The 14,442-nt window shown below is 69.7% G+C and carries 15 protein-coding genes; 6 read left to right on the forward strand and 9 right to left on the reverse strand.

Annotated features, from left to right (window positions below; all coding sequences use genetic code 11):
* Nucleotides 1-178: 178 nt before the first annotated feature.
* Together rpsR and rpsF are read right to left on the reverse strand one after the other, a co-directional pair.
* The gene (rpsR, locus tag MLG87_RS13010) at nucleotides 179-445 is read right to left on the reverse strand and encodes a 30S ribosomal protein S18 (RefSeq protein WP_243295579.1); all 267 of its coding nucleotides are present in this window, start codon (nucleotides 443-445) and stop codon (nucleotides 179-181) included.
* Nucleotides 442-831, reverse strand: a complete 390-nt coding sequence (rpsF, locus tag MLG87_RS13015; protein ID WP_243288344.1) for a 30S ribosomal protein S6 — start codon at nucleotides 829-831, stop codon at nucleotides 442-444. The genes rpsR and rpsF overlap by 4 nt, the downstream gene beginning before the upstream one ends.
* Before the next feature lie 278 nt (nucleotides 832-1,109).
* On the opposite strand from rpsF, the gene MLG87_RS13020 reads away from it, so the two are divergent.
* Complete coding sequence (locus MLG87_RS13020) at nucleotides 1,110-1,580, forward strand: nuclear transport factor 2 family protein (protein ID WP_243295580.1); 471 nt, start codon at nucleotides 1,110-1,112, stop codon at nucleotides 1,578-1,580.
* 9 nt (nucleotides 1,581-1,589) lie between these two features.
* Here MLG87_RS13020 and pth read toward each other — a convergent pair whose 3' ends face one another.
* The 4 genes from pth to MLG87_RS13040 form a co-directional block, all read right to left on the reverse strand.
* Entirely contained in the window at nucleotides 1,590-2,174 is a 585-nt protein-coding gene (pth, locus tag MLG87_RS13025; RefSeq protein ID WP_243295581.1) for an aminoacyl-tRNA hydrolase, read from the reverse strand.
* 89 nt (nucleotides 2,175-2,263) lie between these two features.
* Nucleotides 2,264-2,896: a DUF6448 family protein gene (locus MLG87_RS13030; RefSeq protein ID WP_243295582.1), complete on the reverse strand. Its 633-nt coding sequence runs from the start codon at nucleotides 2,894-2,896 to the stop codon at nucleotides 2,264-2,266.
* 24 nt (nucleotides 2,897-2,920) lie between these two features.
* Nucleotides 2,921-3,514, reverse strand: a complete 594-nt coding sequence (locus MLG87_RS13035) for a TetR/AcrR family transcriptional regulator (protein ID WP_243295583.1) — start codon at nucleotides 3,512-3,514, stop codon at nucleotides 2,921-2,923.
* A 93-nt stretch (nucleotides 3,515-3,607) separates the two neighbouring features.
* The gene (locus tag MLG87_RS13040; RefSeq protein ID WP_243295584.1) at nucleotides 3,608-4,252 is read right to left on the reverse strand and encodes a 50S ribosomal protein L25; all 645 of its coding nucleotides are present in this window, start codon (nucleotides 4,250-4,252) and stop codon (nucleotides 3,608-3,610) included.
* Between the two features lie 181 nt (nucleotides 4,253-4,433).
* Here MLG87_RS13040 and ppk1 point away from each other — a divergent pair, with 181 nt between their 5' ends.
* Together ppk1 and MLG87_RS13050 are read left to right on the forward strand one after the other, a co-directional pair.
* Entirely contained in the window at nucleotides 4,434-6,566 is a 2,133-nt protein-coding gene (gene ppk1, locus MLG87_RS13045; protein ID WP_243295585.1) for a polyphosphate kinase 1, read from the forward strand.
* Nucleotides 6,567-6,729: 163 nt separating this feature from the next.
* Nucleotides 6,730-7,764, forward strand: a complete 1,035-nt coding sequence (locus MLG87_RS13050; RefSeq protein ID WP_243295586.1) for an Mrp/NBP35 family ATP-binding protein — start codon at nucleotides 6,730-6,732, stop codon at nucleotides 7,762-7,764.
* 3 nt (nucleotides 7,765-7,767) lie between these two features.
* On the opposite strand, the gene MLG87_RS13055 is transcribed toward MLG87_RS13050, so the two are convergent.
* Both MLG87_RS13055 and MLG87_RS13060 read right to left on the reverse strand, forming a co-directional pair.
* Complete coding sequence (locus MLG87_RS13055) at nucleotides 7,768-8,307, reverse strand: TraB/TrbI/VirB10 family type IV secretion system protein (RefSeq protein ID WP_243295587.1); 540 nt, start codon at nucleotides 8,305-8,307, stop codon at nucleotides 7,768-7,770.
* Nucleotides 8,308-8,314: 7 nt separating this feature from the next.
* Complete coding sequence (locus tag MLG87_RS13060; protein ID WP_243295588.1) at nucleotides 8,315-9,313, reverse strand: PstS family phosphate ABC transporter substrate-binding protein; 999 nt, start codon at nucleotides 9,311-9,313, stop codon at nucleotides 8,315-8,317.
* Nucleotides 9,314-9,412: 99 nt separating this feature from the next.
* On the opposite strand from MLG87_RS13060, the gene MLG87_RS13065 reads away from it, so the two are divergent.
* From MLG87_RS13065 to MLG87_RS13075, 3 genes are read left to right on the forward strand one after another with little or no spacing between them, the layout of a single operon-like run.
* Nucleotides 9,413-9,856: a PaaI family thioesterase gene (locus MLG87_RS13065; RefSeq protein WP_243295589.1), complete on the forward strand. Its 444-nt coding sequence runs from the start codon at nucleotides 9,413-9,415 to the stop codon at nucleotides 9,854-9,856.
* Between the two features lies 1 nt (nucleotide 9,857).
* The gene (locus tag MLG87_RS13070) at nucleotides 9,858-10,901 is read left to right on the forward strand and encodes a potassium channel family protein (RefSeq protein WP_243295590.1); all 1,044 of its coding nucleotides are present in this window, start codon (nucleotides 9,858-9,860) and stop codon (nucleotides 10,899-10,901) included.
* Between the two features lie 4 nt (nucleotides 10,902-10,905).
* Nucleotides 10,906-12,930, forward strand: coding sequence for a cation:proton antiporter (locus MLG87_RS13075; protein ID WP_243295591.1), 2,025 nt, complete (start codon nucleotides 10,906-10,908; stop codon nucleotides 12,928-12,930).
* Between the two features lie 9 nt (nucleotides 12,931-12,939).
* On the opposite strand, the gene MLG87_RS13080 is transcribed toward MLG87_RS13075, so the two are convergent.
* The gene (locus tag MLG87_RS13080; RefSeq protein ID WP_243295592.1) at nucleotides 12,940-14,427 is read right to left on the reverse strand and encodes a M20/M25/M40 family metallo-hydrolase; all 1,488 of its coding nucleotides are present in this window, start codon (nucleotides 14,425-14,427) and stop codon (nucleotides 12,940-12,942) included.
* Nucleotides 14,428-14,442: the final 15 nt, after the last annotated feature.

Below are 14,442 nucleotides of genomic sequence, written 5' to 3' on the forward strand. Positions count from 1 at the left end.
GGGGGTTTCGGCGGGGGGGGGGTGGCGGGGGGGGGGGGGGGTGGGGTCCCCGGGGGGGGGGGAGCCTTCGGAGCGGGGCCCCGCCGGCCCGAGTGCGTGCGTAGCGCGCGCGGAACATCGCCATGAAATAGGAAAGCCGCCCGGAGGGCGGCCTTCCGAAGGAGAACGGACGATGAGGCTAGTCCGTGGCGAACGGCAGCAGCGCGATGTTCCGCGCGCGCTTGATGGCTTCCACGAGGGCGCGCTGGTGGACGGCACACACGCCGCTGGTGCGGCGGGGCAGCACCTTGCCGCGCTCGGGGGTGAAGGCCTGGAGGGTCTTCACATCCTTGTAGTCGATGAGGGTGCTCTTCTCGACGCAGAACTTGCAGAACTTGGCGCGTCGGCCCCCAAAGGCCTTCTTCTTCTTGGGCTTGCCCTTCTTGGCGTCGCTGCGGCGCTTCATCCCATCACCTCTTCAGCGGAACGTTCCTTGATGCCGGCCTGGGCCTTGCGCTTGGCCTCGCGCTCGATGCGCTGCTTGGCGCGGCCCGCAGCCTTCTCGGCCTCGTCCATGCGGACGCTCAGGTACTTGATGACCGAATCGTGGTTGCGGAAGCGGCGCTCCAGCTCGGCGATGAGGTCGGGACCCGCGTTCATCTCGAACAGCGTGTAGTAGCCCTCGCTGAACTTCTGGACTTCGTAGGCCAGCTTCTTGCGGCCCCACTTGTCGGTCTTGAGCAGCTCGCCACCCTGCTCGGCAATGATCCCCTCGAACTGCTTGACGAGCTCATCGCTCTGCTCGTCCGTCAGCGTGGGGGAGGCGATGAAGATGGTCTCGTAGTGACGCATCTGTCCTCCTTGTGGATGTGAAGCCCCCCTCTGGGTTCCGGGGAGCAAGGAAGACGCCCTCCGGCGAGGGCGCGAAGAAGCAGTTTCTCGCGGAAAGGGCCTGAGATCAATGGAAAGCCTTCGCCCCAGGCCTCCCCTCCGGGGCCGGGTATCACGGGATGGCAAAGAATCCAGATTCTATTAATTAGTCGTAATTTTCTTAATTGAATATTGACGGACAGGCTGTTTTGGTCATATTGGCAGTCGCGTGTCTGTGATGGACCGCTCGGGAGGAAGCCATGCGCCCATGGACCTTGGTGGTGGTGCCCCTGCTGACCGCGCTCCCGACCGCAGCCCAGAACCCCGCGGAGGAGATCCGGAAGGGTTTCGAAGCCTTCGTGGCCGCTCAGAACGCCCACGATGCGAAGGCCCTGGAACCGCTCCTCCTCGACTCCGATCAGTTCCTCTGGATCACCCGGGGGGCGGCGATCTGGGGCCGGCCGGAGACCCTGCGACGATTCGAGGCCCTCTACAAGGGCACCTGGCACCTCGAACCGGACTACGCGGCCTTCCGGGTGGTGTTCACGAGGGGTGACGCAGCCCAGCTGTTCGTCCCCGTGCGCTTCACCCTGGGACCTGCCGGACAGCCGCCCCAGGAGGCCCAGTTCCTTCTGAACCAGACTCTGGTCCGGACCGAGGGGCGGTGGCGGGTGGCCAGCATCCTCCCGATCCCCGTCCCTCCGCCGGCGGGTCCTGCGACCGGGAAATAGGATGCTCGCTCAGCGGTCCGCGTCCGGCGGCCCCCAGAACGCTGCCGGATTCACCTGGTTCGCCAGGCCACCCAGATCCTCCGTCTGCCCGAGCAGATCCAGGAACCGGGCGAAAGGGGCGTCCAGCCGGTCGATGGCCTCCCATTCGGCGTCGGTCCATCGCTGCAGCACGTAGTCCACCAGGGGGCGCTGGAAGGGGCCGATGCCCAGGCGGAGGCGGGCGATGTCCGTGGTGCCCAGGCACTCGAACACGGAGCGGAGGCCGTTGTGGCCGCCGCTGGAGCCGTCGAGACGGAAGCGGCCCGTGCCCAGGGGCAGGTCCTTGTCGTCGTAGAGGAGCACCAGCCTGCGGGGGTAGATCCCCGCGGCTTCGGCCTGGAGGCAGGCCTCCCCGGAGAGATTCATGTAGGTGGAGGGCACCAGGGCCTGGAGGCGGTCCGTCAGCGGATAGAGCGTGCCCGAGGGGAACCGCTTGGCCGGGGATGGCGTCAGCTCCCTGTCCGCCATCCAGCGCTGGAGCATGAGACGACCGAGATTATGCCGAGTGTCCTGGTACTCGGGGCCGGGATTGCCGAGGGGAACGAGGGTCCACATGGGTTGAAGCTATCAGCTGTCGGCTATCAGCTCCCGGAAAAGGCGGCGGGCGCCGCATGGCGCCCGCGTGCTCCGTGCCGGAAGGGTGCTCAGTGCTGGTGATGGGACTCCGGCTTGGCGGGGGCGGCGTGGGCTTCGGCCTCGGCGCCCTCGGCGTGGGCGGCCCCGCCGGCGGAGAGGCGGTAGACGCCATCCACGTAGTGGAGGAAGTCCACGTAGGCGGCCACGGCCTTTCGGCCGGAGGCGGGATCGGACGACGCCTGGCTCCGGGCGGCGCGGGCCTCCTTGAAGCGGGCTTCGAGGCCGGGCTTGAGGACGCTGTGCATGAGGTCGAACACGGGCTTCAAGTCGCCGGAGGCCATGGCCTTGTCGGCAGCGGGGATGGCAGGGCCCAGGTCCAGGCCCGCAGGCTTGAGGCCCGTGTAGGGCGCACCTTCGCCGGCGCGGTGGATCCGCACCAGGGTCTCGAAGAAGTAGGTCTCGGCCAGGTCCTTCGCTTCGGGGCCCAGGGCGCCGACCTTGAGGGTGCGGGCGAAGGCCGCGCGGATCTGCGCCTCGTCCTCGGCCTTCACCCAGGCGAGAACCAGGTTGACGTCGCCCTTCGCCAGCGCCTTCCGGGCGGTGACGATCACGGGGCCGTCCAGGGCATCGCAATGGGCGCTCAGGGGCAGGGCGCTGAGGCCGGCGAGGAGGGCCGCGAACAGGATGGGAAGCTTTCGCATGGGTAACTCCGGGAAGCCGCCGGCTCAGGGGGCTGGCGGGGGTTGCAGTAACGCCAGAAGGGTGGCGCAGGTTTCATCGGCGTCCTGGGTTCGGCCCTGGCCGACGGCCTGGGCGTGCACGAGTTGCATGAGCATTCCGAAGACCACGGACAGCAGGGCCCCCGCCGTGAGATCGCCGCGAATGGCACCTTCCCGCTGCCCCTCCTCAAGGGCGGCCTGAAGGAAGGCTCGGGTCCGCATGACCACGGAGCGGAGCCGCTCGGCGGCGGCGGCCGGCAGGGCCAGGGCGAACTGCTCGGAGAACATCAGCCGGCCGATGCCGCGATGGCCGCCCACCACCCTGGCGCGGGCCCGGAGCAGGGCCAGGAGGCGCTCCAGGGGCGGGTCCGTCTCTGGGGGGAAGGTGCCGAGGATCAGCTCCTCCACCCGCAGGACCACGGCCTCGAGGATGGCCTCCCGGTTCGCGAAGTGGCGGAAGGGCGCGCCGCTGCTCACGCCCAGCTCGGCCGCCAGGGTGCTGGTGGTCAGGGCCGCGATGCCCCGGCCCTCGATGATTCGGAGCGCCGCATCCGTAATTTCCACACGCTTAGAGGTGAGTTCCAGGGAAGATCCAGCCATGCATCGAGTGTAAGTAAGTACTTACTTCTGTCAACCTCCAAAAAAAGCGGGCACCGAAAGGCGCCCGCTTTCCTGATGGCTGACAGCTGATAGCTACTTCTTCTCTTCCTTCTTGCCCTTCTTGGCCACTTCGGGCTCGGCGGCGGCGGCCGGCGCGGCGGTCTCCTCCTCCTCGGCGGCCTTGCCGCGGACGGAGCAGACCGTCTGGTGGGCGTCGCCCACGAAGGCCACGTTGGGCATGAGGGCGATCTGCTCGAAGCGGATGCTGTCACCCACGGCCAGGTTGGTCACGTCCACGTCGATGTGGGCGGGGATGATGCTGGGCAGGCACTCGAGCTCGATCTCGCGGTGGGCGAAGTCGAGAATGCCGCCCATGCTCTTCACGCCGATGGCGGTGCCGATGAGGCGCACGGGCACCTTCACGCGCACCTTGTGGGTCATGTCCACGCGCATGAAGTCGACGTGACGGAGGCGGCCCGTGATGGGGTCGCGCTGCAGGTCCTTGATGATGACGTGGCGCTTGATGTCCGTGCCCTCGCGCTGGAGGAACATCACGGAGTTCATGCCGGCGTCGCTGGCCAGCACGCGGGCCACGGCCTTGGGGCTGATGGCGATGGCGATGGGCGCCTCGTTCAGGCCATAGACCACGGCGGGGATCATGCCGCTCTTCTTGAGATCACGGATGGCGGCCTTGCCGAAGGTCTCGCGCTTGGGGACGACCAGGACTTCCTGGGACATGTCTTCCTCCTACCTGGCGGCTGGCTGCCGCCCTCTCGTTGGGGTGGGTCCGGGCGGACCGCTCGGCGCCTCCCGATGGAGGGCCGAACCACCGATTCTGCCTGAAAAAGCCCCGAAACCAAAGGGGATATTCCCCGCGGCCCGGCGCACGGCCGTCACAGGCCGGGATTATCCTGCTTCCATGTTCCACCCCATTCCCCGCCCCGAGGAGCTGCTCAACCGCGAGCTGAGCTGGCTGGACTTCAACGCGCGGGTCATGGAGGAGGCGGAGGACCCCTCGGTACCCCTGCTGGAGCGGGTGAAGTTCCTCGGCATCGTATCGAACAACTGGGACGAGTTCTTCATGGTGCGGGTGGCGGGCATCTGGCGGCAGATCGACGCCGGGATCACCCAGCCCGGCCCGGATGGCCTCACGCCCCGCCAGCTGCTGGAGCGGGTGGCGGGGCGGATCCACGCCTACTCCGCCCGGCAGCACGAGCTCTTCCACGCCATCCTCGAGCCCCAGCTGGAGGCCGCGGGCATCCGCATCCTCGACCCGAAGGATCTGGATGGGGCGCAGGAGGCCTTCGTCCTCGACTACTTCGAGCGCAGCATCCTGCCCTTGATCACGCCCCTGGCCGTGGACACGGGCCACCCCTTCCCCCGCCTGGGCAACCGGGCCCTGGTGCTGGTGGTGGAACTGGTGCCGGACGAGGACCTGCTGGACGGGGACCTGCCGGCTTCGGAGCTGTCCTTCATCCACGTGCCCACGGGCCTCGCCTCCCGTTTCCTCCGCGTGCCCTCGGCGCCGGACGCCCACGCCTTCGTCATGCTCGAGGACGTGGTCCGCCACCACCTGGCCCGCCTCTTCCTGGGCTACGCGGTGAAGTGCTGCCACGCCATCCGCGTCACCCGCGACTCGGACCAGCCGGTGGAGGAGGATCCATCCGAGGACCTGCTCAAGACCGTGGAGGAGAGCCTGCGGGACCGCCGCCGCGGCGCCGTTGTGCGCCTTCAGTACGAGCACGGCCTGTCCGCCAAGGTGCTGGACCTGCTCATCGAGGAGATGGAGCTGAGCCCCGAGGACCTCTACCCCAGCTCGGGCCTCACGGCCTTCTCGGATCTGATGCAGCTCTACATCCAGCTCGACCTGCCCCACCTCAAGGACTCGCCCCTGCCGCCCCTGCCCGTGCCCCAGCTGGACCAGGCGGGCAGCGTCTTCGACGCCATCGCCAAGAACGACATCCTCCTCCACCACCCCTACCAGAGCTTCGACGACAGCGTGGTGCGCTTCGTGCGGGAGGCGGCCGAGGATCCCAAGGTCCTCGCCATCAAGATGACGCTCTACCGGGTGACGGCCAACAGCCCTGTGGCCGCGGCCCTGGAGCGCGCCGCGGAGCGCGGCAAGCAGGTGGCGGCCATCGTGGAGCTGCGGGCCCGCTTCGACGAGGCCGCGAACATCGCCTGGGCCCGGCGCCTGGAGAAGACCGGCGTGCACGTGGTCTACGGCCTGCCCAACCACAAGATCCACTGCAAGGCCTGCCTCGTGGTGCGTCAGGAGGCCGCCGGCATCCAGCGCTACTGCCACCTGGGCACGGGCAACTACAACGAGCGGACCAGCCGCCTCTACTCGGACCTGGGTCTCTTCACGGCCCGCCCGGAATTCGGCGAGGACCTCTCCAACCTCTTCAACATGCTCACGGGCTACACCCGCCCTCCGAAGTTCAACCAGATCCTCCTGGCGCCCCAGCACCTGAAGAAGGCCCTCAAGGAGCGCATCCAGCGGGAGATCGGCCATGCGCGGAAGGGGCACCCGGCTCGGATGGTGCTCAAGATGAACGCCCTGGTGGACCCGCAGCTCATCCAGCTGCTCTACGAGGCCAGCCGCGAGGGCGTGAAGGTGGACCTCATCGTGCGGGGCACCTGCTGTCTGCGCCCCGGCGTGCCGGGGCTGTCAGAGAACATCCGCGCCCTGTCCATCCTCGACCGCTTCCTGGAGCATGCCCGGATCTACCACTTCGCCAACGACGGGCAGCCCGAGACGCTGCTCGCCAGCGCCGATCTCATGCCCCGCAACCTGGATCGCCGGGTGGAGCTGGCCTTCCCCCTGGTGGATCCAGTGCTGGCCGCCCAGGTGATGGAGATGGTGGAGCTCCAGCTGCATGACACCCTGAAGGGCCGGGTCCTCGGTCCCGAGGGCGACGTGCTGCGCCGGGGCCTGGATCCCCAGGACCCGCCCCTCCGCAGCCAGCTCCGAATCTACGAGCACACCCTGCTGGCCAGCGGGGTGGGGGCTTTGACTCAGAAGCTGGGGCCGTTGGACCAGGACATTTGAAACCGCGAAAACCGCGAAAAGGGCCGAAAAGAAATCAGGCGGGTGGGGAATAGATTCATTTCTATGACTCAATTTCTTTTCGCGCGCCCGCAGGGCGTTTCGCGCCTTTCGCGGTTTCAGCCTTTGGTGGTACCCATGTCAAACTGGACGGCTGGAGACACGCATGACGAAGATCAGCCGCGCCGCCCTGTTTGAAGCCTTGAACGCCTATGTCGTCCCCGGCACCAACGCCACGCTCACGAACCTGAAGGCCGTGAAGGGCATCGATGTCACCGAGGGCAAGGTGACGGTGCTGCTCCAGCTCATGGATGCCTACCGGGACCGCGTGGCGGCCATCAAGCAGGCGCTGGAGGAGATCATCCTCAACCAGCCGGGCGTCACGGCGGCGGACATCGAGATCGGCTGGGAGAAGACGGCCCAGGTGGAGTTCAAGAACCTCATCCCCGGCATCAAGCGCTGCGTGGTGGTGGGCTCCGGCAAGGGCGGCGTGGGCAAGAGCACGGTCACCGCCAACCTCGCCATCGCCCTGGCCCAGGAGGGCCTCAAGGTGGGCCTGCTGGACTCGGACATCTACGGCCCCTCCATCCCCATGATGCTGGGCCTGAAGGACTCGCCCCTGGGCACGCCGGACGGCCAGATCCTGCCCCTGGAGAAGTTCGGCATCAAGGTCATGTCCATGGGCCTGCTCATCGAGGAGGACCGGCCGGTCATCTGGCGCGGCGCCATGCTCAACAAGGCCCTCCAGCAGTTCCTGAAGGACGTGGCCTGGGGCGACCTGGACGTGCTGCTCATCGACCTGCCGCCCGGCACCGGCGACGTGCAGCTCACCCTCATCCAGAACGCCCAGGTGGACGGCGCGGTCATCGTCAGCACGCCCCAGGACGTGGCCTTCCTCGACGCCAAGAAGGCCATCGGCATGTTCGGCACGGTGAAGGTGCCCGTGCTGGGCATCATCGAGAACATGAGCAGCTTCATCTGCCCCGGCTGCGGGAAGGAGACCCAGATCTTCGGCCACGGCGGCGTGAAGGCCGCGGCCATCCGCATGGAGCTGCCCTTCCTGGGCGAAGTGCCCATCGACCTGGCCATCCGCGAGGGCGGGGACAGCGGCAAGCCCTTCGTGGCCGAGCATCCCCACAGTGTCCAGACGAAGGTCTTCCAGGACATGGCCGAGACCCTCAAGGGTGTGCTGAAGCTCTAGGTCCTAGGGCTTCCCGAAGGCCTCGACGCGGAGGGGCCGGGCCACGGTGAGCGTGGCCCGGCCGCCGTCAAGGATGTCGAGCTGGGTTCCCGGGCCGAGGCGGAACCCTTCCTCCGGAGCCCCCAGGCTGCGGCCGTCCGGGAGGGTCAGGGACTGGAAGGCCACGAACCGGTACTCGCCGCGCAGCAGGTGGACCAGGCCCACCAGGCGGGTGCCGGCCGGCAGCAGCAGCGCGCGGCGGCGCGCGTCATAGACCGGCGCTTCCAGGCTGAAGTGGATCAGGGTTCGGCCGGGATCCGTCGGAGGCGCCGCGAGGTCGCCTTCGATCCGCAGGGGCACTTCGAGCCCCGCGGGCACCGGGTAGGTCGAGCCGTTCTCCTGGAGGCGCAGATCGACAGCTCCTCGCGTCGCGGGCGCGGCCGGCAGCTGCAGGACGGTGCGGTGGGGAGGCAGCGCGGGAAGGGGTTCCGGCCCGATCCCCAGCAGGGCGGCGAGCAGCAGCGACAGCACGAGCGGTTTCGACAGGGGCCCCAGGAGTGGCATGGCGGCCTCAGTTCAGCTTGCCCACGCCCATGGCCGCCAGGTCCCCGGGGATGGACACGGCCCCGAAACTGGCCACCGCCGCCTGGCCCTCCCGGGACAGGACGAAGTGGAGGAACTCCTTCACGGCGGGATCCAGGGCGCGGCCGGGGGTCTTGTTCACATAGATGTAGAGGAAGCGGGTCAGGGGGTAGGTGGCGTTCTGGATGGTTTCCAGGGTGGGCTCCACGGCATGGTCGCTGCCGAAGGAGGCGACGGGCACGCCCTTCACCATGCGGTTGGCGTACTGAAGAGGGCCGTAGCTGATGCCGCCGCCGTCCACCGCCGGGGCCTCCACCACGGCGAACTGGTCCATGAAGGCCTTCACGCCGGGCTTGAAGTCGCCCTTCTTCATGACGTGCTCCCGGAAGAAGGCGCGGGTGCCGGAGTTCTCGTCCCGTCCGTAGGCCTGGATGTCGCGCTGCTTCCAGTCGCCCCCGAGGCCCAGGTCGCCCCAGCGCAGGATGTCGCGCTTCGCGCCGCTCTTGCGGGTGGTGGAGAAGATGGCGTCGATCTCCTCCATGCGGAGCTGCTTGATGGGGTTGTTGGCGTTGACGTAGACCACCAGGGCGTCCACGGCGACGGGGATGCGCGTGGGCGCGTAGCCGTACTTGGCCTGGAAGGCCGCCAGCTCCGCGTCGGTCATCTCGCGGCTCATCTGGCCCATGATGGCGCTGCCCTCCAGGAGGGCCTTGGGGGCCGTGGCCGAGCCCTTGCAGATGAACTGCGTGGCGACCCGGGGGTGGACCTTCTTGAAGTCCTCGCCCCAGAGCACCATCAGCGGTTCCATGGAATCCGAGCCCACGCTCTTCAGCTCGCCCGAGACCGGCCGTTCCGCGGCGTAGGCGGGCAGGGCCACTTCCCGGGCCGCGGGCGCCGGAGGAGGCGGGGGCGCGGAGACCGCTCCGGGCGGCTGGCAGGCCAGGCCGAAGGCGAGCAGGACGATGGGCGCGATCGCACGAAAGGTCATGGGGGGTTCCTCCGGAACCATTGCCCCATGGCGGCGTGACACGGTCGTGAAGCCCCGGCTCCTTTGCCGTGACCCCGGCGAATGGAGCTATCCTGGACCATGGTCAAGCCGCACATACCCGAGACCCTCGCGCCGGATCTCCTGGAGCGCCTGCGCGACCGCTTCCACCCCTGGCCGCTCATCAGCGGCTGGGGGCTCACCATCGAATCCGTCACGCCCGGGCAGGCGGTCATGGTGCTGGCGCCCACCAAGGCCGTCATCAACGGCAGCCGCGGCACGGTGAACGGCGGGGTGCTGGCCACCATCGCGGATATGGTGAGCGCCCTCGCCCTCAGCACCGCCTTTGACGGCGCCATGCCCTTCGCCACCTCCGATCTGCACATCCGCTACCTGGAGCCCGCCCGGGGCGAGGTTCGTGCGGAAGCCCAGGTGGTGCGCATCTCCGGCCGCAGTGGCATCCTCGCCTGCCGCCTCACCTGCGGCCCGGACCTGGTGGCGCACAGCACCGCCAACTTCGCCATCAAGGCTGGTCTCGGAGGGTGAGGTGAGGGCCGGGACGCCATTTCCCGAGAAGCGGAACGGGCGCCAGGCCGTCCCCCTGAGGCGCCTGCAGTACACCCTGGCCCTGCTGGTGGCGGTCATCGTGTGCGGGGGGCTCGGCTACCACCAGCTGGCGCACCTCAACGCCCTCGACAGCCTCTACATGGCCGTCACCACCCTGTTCACCGTGGGCTTCCGGGAACTGGGCGACGTGAACGCCCAGACCAAGCTCTTCACGATCTTCTACCTCGTCATCGGCCTGGGGACGGCTTCCTATGCCGTGTCGAACCTGACCGCCCTGCTCCTGGAGGGGGACCTCAAGGGCTACATCATGGAGCGCCGCATGCAGAAGCGCCTGGACGACCTCAAGGACCACATCATCGTCTGCGGCTTCGGGAAGATGGGCTTCCAGGCCGCCTGGGAGCTGAAGAAGGCGGGCATTCCCTTCGTCATCATCGAGCAGGACGAGACCAAGGGCCGCAGCCCGCGCTTCGCCGGCGAGATGATCCTCTACGGCAACGCCATGGAGGAGATGGTGCTGGAGCGCGCGGGCGTCCGCCGGGCCCGCGGCCTCATCACCGCCCTCACCACCGACGCCGACAACGTGCTGGTGACCCTCACCGTCAAGCAGATCCGGCCGGACATCCCTGTGGTGGCCCGGAGCGCCAAGCTGGGCACCGAGCGCCAGCTGAAGGCCGCCGGCGCGGACCACATCGTGAGCCCCTACGAGATCGGAGGCCGGCGCATGGCCGGCCTGCTGCTCAAGCCCGAGATGATGAACTTCTTCGACATCGTGCTGCAGCAGGAACAGTTGGAGTTGGGCCTGGAGCGCATCGCCATCGCCACCGGGTCGCCCCTGGTGGGCCAGACCCTGCGGGAGGCCCGGCTGCGCCACGCCACCGGGTCGCTGCTGGTGGGCCTCGTGCATCCCGGCTCCGGCCTGCGGTTCAACCCGTCCGGCGAGGAACGCTTCCAGAGGGGCGACGAGCTGCTGGTGATGGGGCCGCCGGACGCGCTGGAGACCCTCACGCGGCTGGCCAAGGGCTGAGGCCGTGGAGGGGCACGCGCGCCTCCTGCTGGACCTGGCCATGGTGCTGGGCGTCGCCGCACTGACCTCGGTGCTCTTCCAGAAGCTGAAGCTGCCGGCGGTACTCGGGTACCTCCTGGCGGGCATGATCGTCGGTCCTCATGTGCCCGTGCCGCTCGTGGCGGACCTGGGCAACGTGCGTCTCATGGGCGAGCTGGGCGTCATCCTTCTGATGTTCACCATCGGCCTGGAGTTCAGCCTGTCGAAGCTGCTGCAGGCCGGGCCCCAGGCCCTGCTCACGGGCACGCTGCAGGTGGGGACCCAGCTGGTGGTGGGCTTCCTCGCGGCGCGGCTGCTTGGCTGGCCGCCCCTGGAGAGCGCCTTCTTCGGCGCCAGCCTCGCCATCGCCTCCACCATGATCCTGGCCAAGCTCTTCGACGAGCGGGGCATCCGGGGTCCGCTGAAGGAGACGATCCTGGGCGTCCTGCTGGTGGAGGACCTCCACGCCGTGCTGCTCCTGGCGGCGCTCACGGCGGCGGCCTCCCTGGGCGGCCCCAGTGCCCGGGCCATCGCGGGTACGCTGCTCAAGCTGGTCGCCTTCCTCGCCGTGCTCATCGGCCTGGGTCGCCTGGTGGTGCCCCGGGCCGTGCGCTGGGTGGCGGACCATGCGCGGGACGAAGTGCTGCTGGTGGCGGCGGCGGCCCTCTGCTTCGGCCTGGCCCAGCTGGCGGCCTGGGCGGGGTTCTCTGTGGCCATGGGCGCCTTCGTGGCGGGCATGCTGGTCTGCGAGTCGGGCCGGGGCCGCAAGGTGGAGCACCTGGTCCATCCGTTGCGGGACCTCTTCGCGGCCATGTTCTTCGTGGCCGTGGGCATGCTGATGGAGCCGGCGGTGGTGGCGCGCGACTGGCCGCTGGTGCTGCTCTTCACCGCCCTGGTCATCGTCGTGAACGCGCTTTCCGTCACCGTGGGGGCCACGCTCGCGGGCCTGCCCCTGGCCCTCGGCGTGCGCGCGGGCCTCGCCCTCGGACAGGTGGGGGAGTTCGGGTTCATCCTCCTCAGCGCGGGCATCGGCCTGGGCGTGGTGGACCCTTCCCGCTACGCCCTGTTGGCGGCCATCGGCGTCGCCACAGCCCTGGCCACACCGGCGCTGCTCAGCGGAGGGGAGCCGGCGGCCCGGTTCGTGGAGCGGCACCTGCCCGTGGCCCTGAAGACCTACCTGGGTCTCTACCAGTCCTGGGCCGCCGCCCTGCGCGCCCCGGCCCTCCGCAAGGCCCCGGGGGCCGCGGCGCGGCGGACCTTCCTGCGCCTGCTGCTGGATGCGGTCCTCATCGGCCTGGTGGGCGTCCTCGCCCCGCGGGTGATGCGGCTGGGGGCCACCTGGCTCGAGGGGCGGGGCGCGCTGGGCCACACCCTGGCCCAGGGCGCGGTCCTGCTGGCGGCGGTGGTCGTGGTGGGCTTCCTGGTGAGCCGCATGGTGCGCCGCACCCGGACCCTGGCCGAGCGTCTGCTGGACCTGCCGGGTCCCGGCGGCCTGGGCAGCCGTCCCGACATGCGCCGCGCCTTCCGCACGGGACTGCGCCTCGGCGTGCTGCTGCTCACGGGCCTGCCCGTGCTGGCGGCGGTCTCGGCCCTCATTCCCCTGGCCTCCCTGGGCGCGCTGGGCGCGGCCGCAGCCCTGGCGATCCCGCTGCTGCTCTGGCGGCGGGCCCGGAGCCTTCAGAGGGATCTGGATGCCGGCGCCGACTGGATGGGCGCGGAGGCCCGGGATCCCTGGGGCGATCCAGATGCGGCGCCGGCGGCTCCGGCTGGGGGCTGGCGCACCCTCCGCATCGGGCCCCGCTGCCCCTCGCTGGGTCGCAGCCTCGGGGACCTGGATCTGCCGGGCGGTTCGGGTGCGGCCCTGGTGGCCCTGCTGCGGGAGGGCCACCTGCTGGAGCCCCGGCCCGACGCGCGTCTCCAGGCGGGCGATCTGCTGGCCCTCAGCGGCCCGGCCTCGGCCCTGGATCAGGCCGAGGCGGTGCTGGGACGGGAACCGGGTCCGGGGGCCTGAGGGACGGGATCAGCGCGGGGCGGACGGATTCACGGCTCCCACGGGCGGCCGCAGGTTCACGCCGTGGGGCAGGCGGCCCGGCATCTCCGCCAGCTCCCAGGCGGTGACGGCCATGGCCTGGGCGCCCTGCACGAGCTGGTCCGGAATCACGTGGTCCGGGAAGTCCATCTGACTGTGGTGGGTGCCCAGGAAGTAGTCCGCCGGATCCTGGGTGGCGGGGAAGGCTGGGACGCCGGCCCGGTCGAAGGGGGCGTGGTCCGTGCTGCCCATGACGCGCAGCGAAAGATCCTTCACGCCCAGGTCGTTGAGCGGCGCGATGGCCTGGGCCATGGGGCCGCGGCAGTCCTCCCGGCCCTGCAAGGTGAAGCCCTTCACCATGCCCGTGCCCATGTCGTGGACCAGCACCGCCTGGATGGCGTCCAGCTCGGTCCGGTGGGCCTCCACGTAGGCGCGGGAGCCCAGCAGCCCCTGTTCCTCGCCGCTGAAGAGCACGAAGCGGATCGTGCGCTCCGGCTTCAGGCCCGTGGCCTGGAAGGCGCGCAGGGCCTCCAGGACGATGGCGCTGCCTGTGGCGTTGTCCGTGGCGCCGGTGCCCAGGTCCCAGCTGTCCAGGTGGGCGCCGAGGATCACCACCTCGTCGGGTTTCTCGGTCCCCTTGAGCTCGCCCACCACGTTGAAGGCCTGCACCGGGGTCTTGGAGAAGGCGCCGCCGAGGCTCAGCTCCAGCTTCACCGGCTCCTTCCGGGCCAGGAGGCGCAGCAGCATCTTGTAGGGCTCCTGGGGGACGTAGGCGGCGGGGAGGCCCGCCTTCTTCGGGTCGCGGCCCGCGCCGCCGGCGGCGAAGCCCAGGCCGTTCTTCCGGCCGGACATGGTCAGGGCCGCGAGGGCGCCCTCCTCCTGGAGGAATTGGGCCATGGCCGCCTGCTCGGCCTGGTAGGCCGCGAAGTCCGCCCCCCGGCGCGCCAGCGGGGGCCGCTTGTCGTCGGGGTTGGTGCGCAGGAGGATCTTCCCCTTGAGCTGGCCCTTGAAGGCCTGCAGTTCCTGGAGGTTCCGGGCATCCACCAGGATCAGCTCGCCCTGGATCGCGCCGCGGGTGGCGGGGGTCCAGGCCTGCTGATCCACCCGGAACCGAATGCCGTTGTGCGTGAGCAGGCGGGCGCTGTCCGTGCCCCGGGTCCAGGCCAGGCCGAAGTCGTAGGCCTCCTCGTGGACATTCACCGCGCCGAATCGCGTCAGCTCGCCCATGGCCCAGGCCTGGGCCCGGCGGAGCTGCTCCGAGCCCGTGAGGCGGGGGCCGATGGTGTCGCAGAGCTGCTCCACCCGCGCCACCACCGCCGCATGGTCGTGGATCTCCCGGAGCAGGCGGCCGGCCGGCGTGGCGGGATACTCCTTCAGGACCGGCACCGGGGAGGGGGCCGGCGCAGCCGGAAAGGGGGCCTGGGCCCGGAGGAGGGCGGCCAGGGCCAGCCAGGGCAGGGCGGAGGGGAACCGCGTCATGGGACCTCCAGGAGG

Source organism: Geothrix mesophila, from assembly GCF_022808835.1.
Lineage (GTDB): Bacteria > Acidobacteriota > Holophagae > Holophagales > Holophagaceae > Geothrix > Geothrix paludis.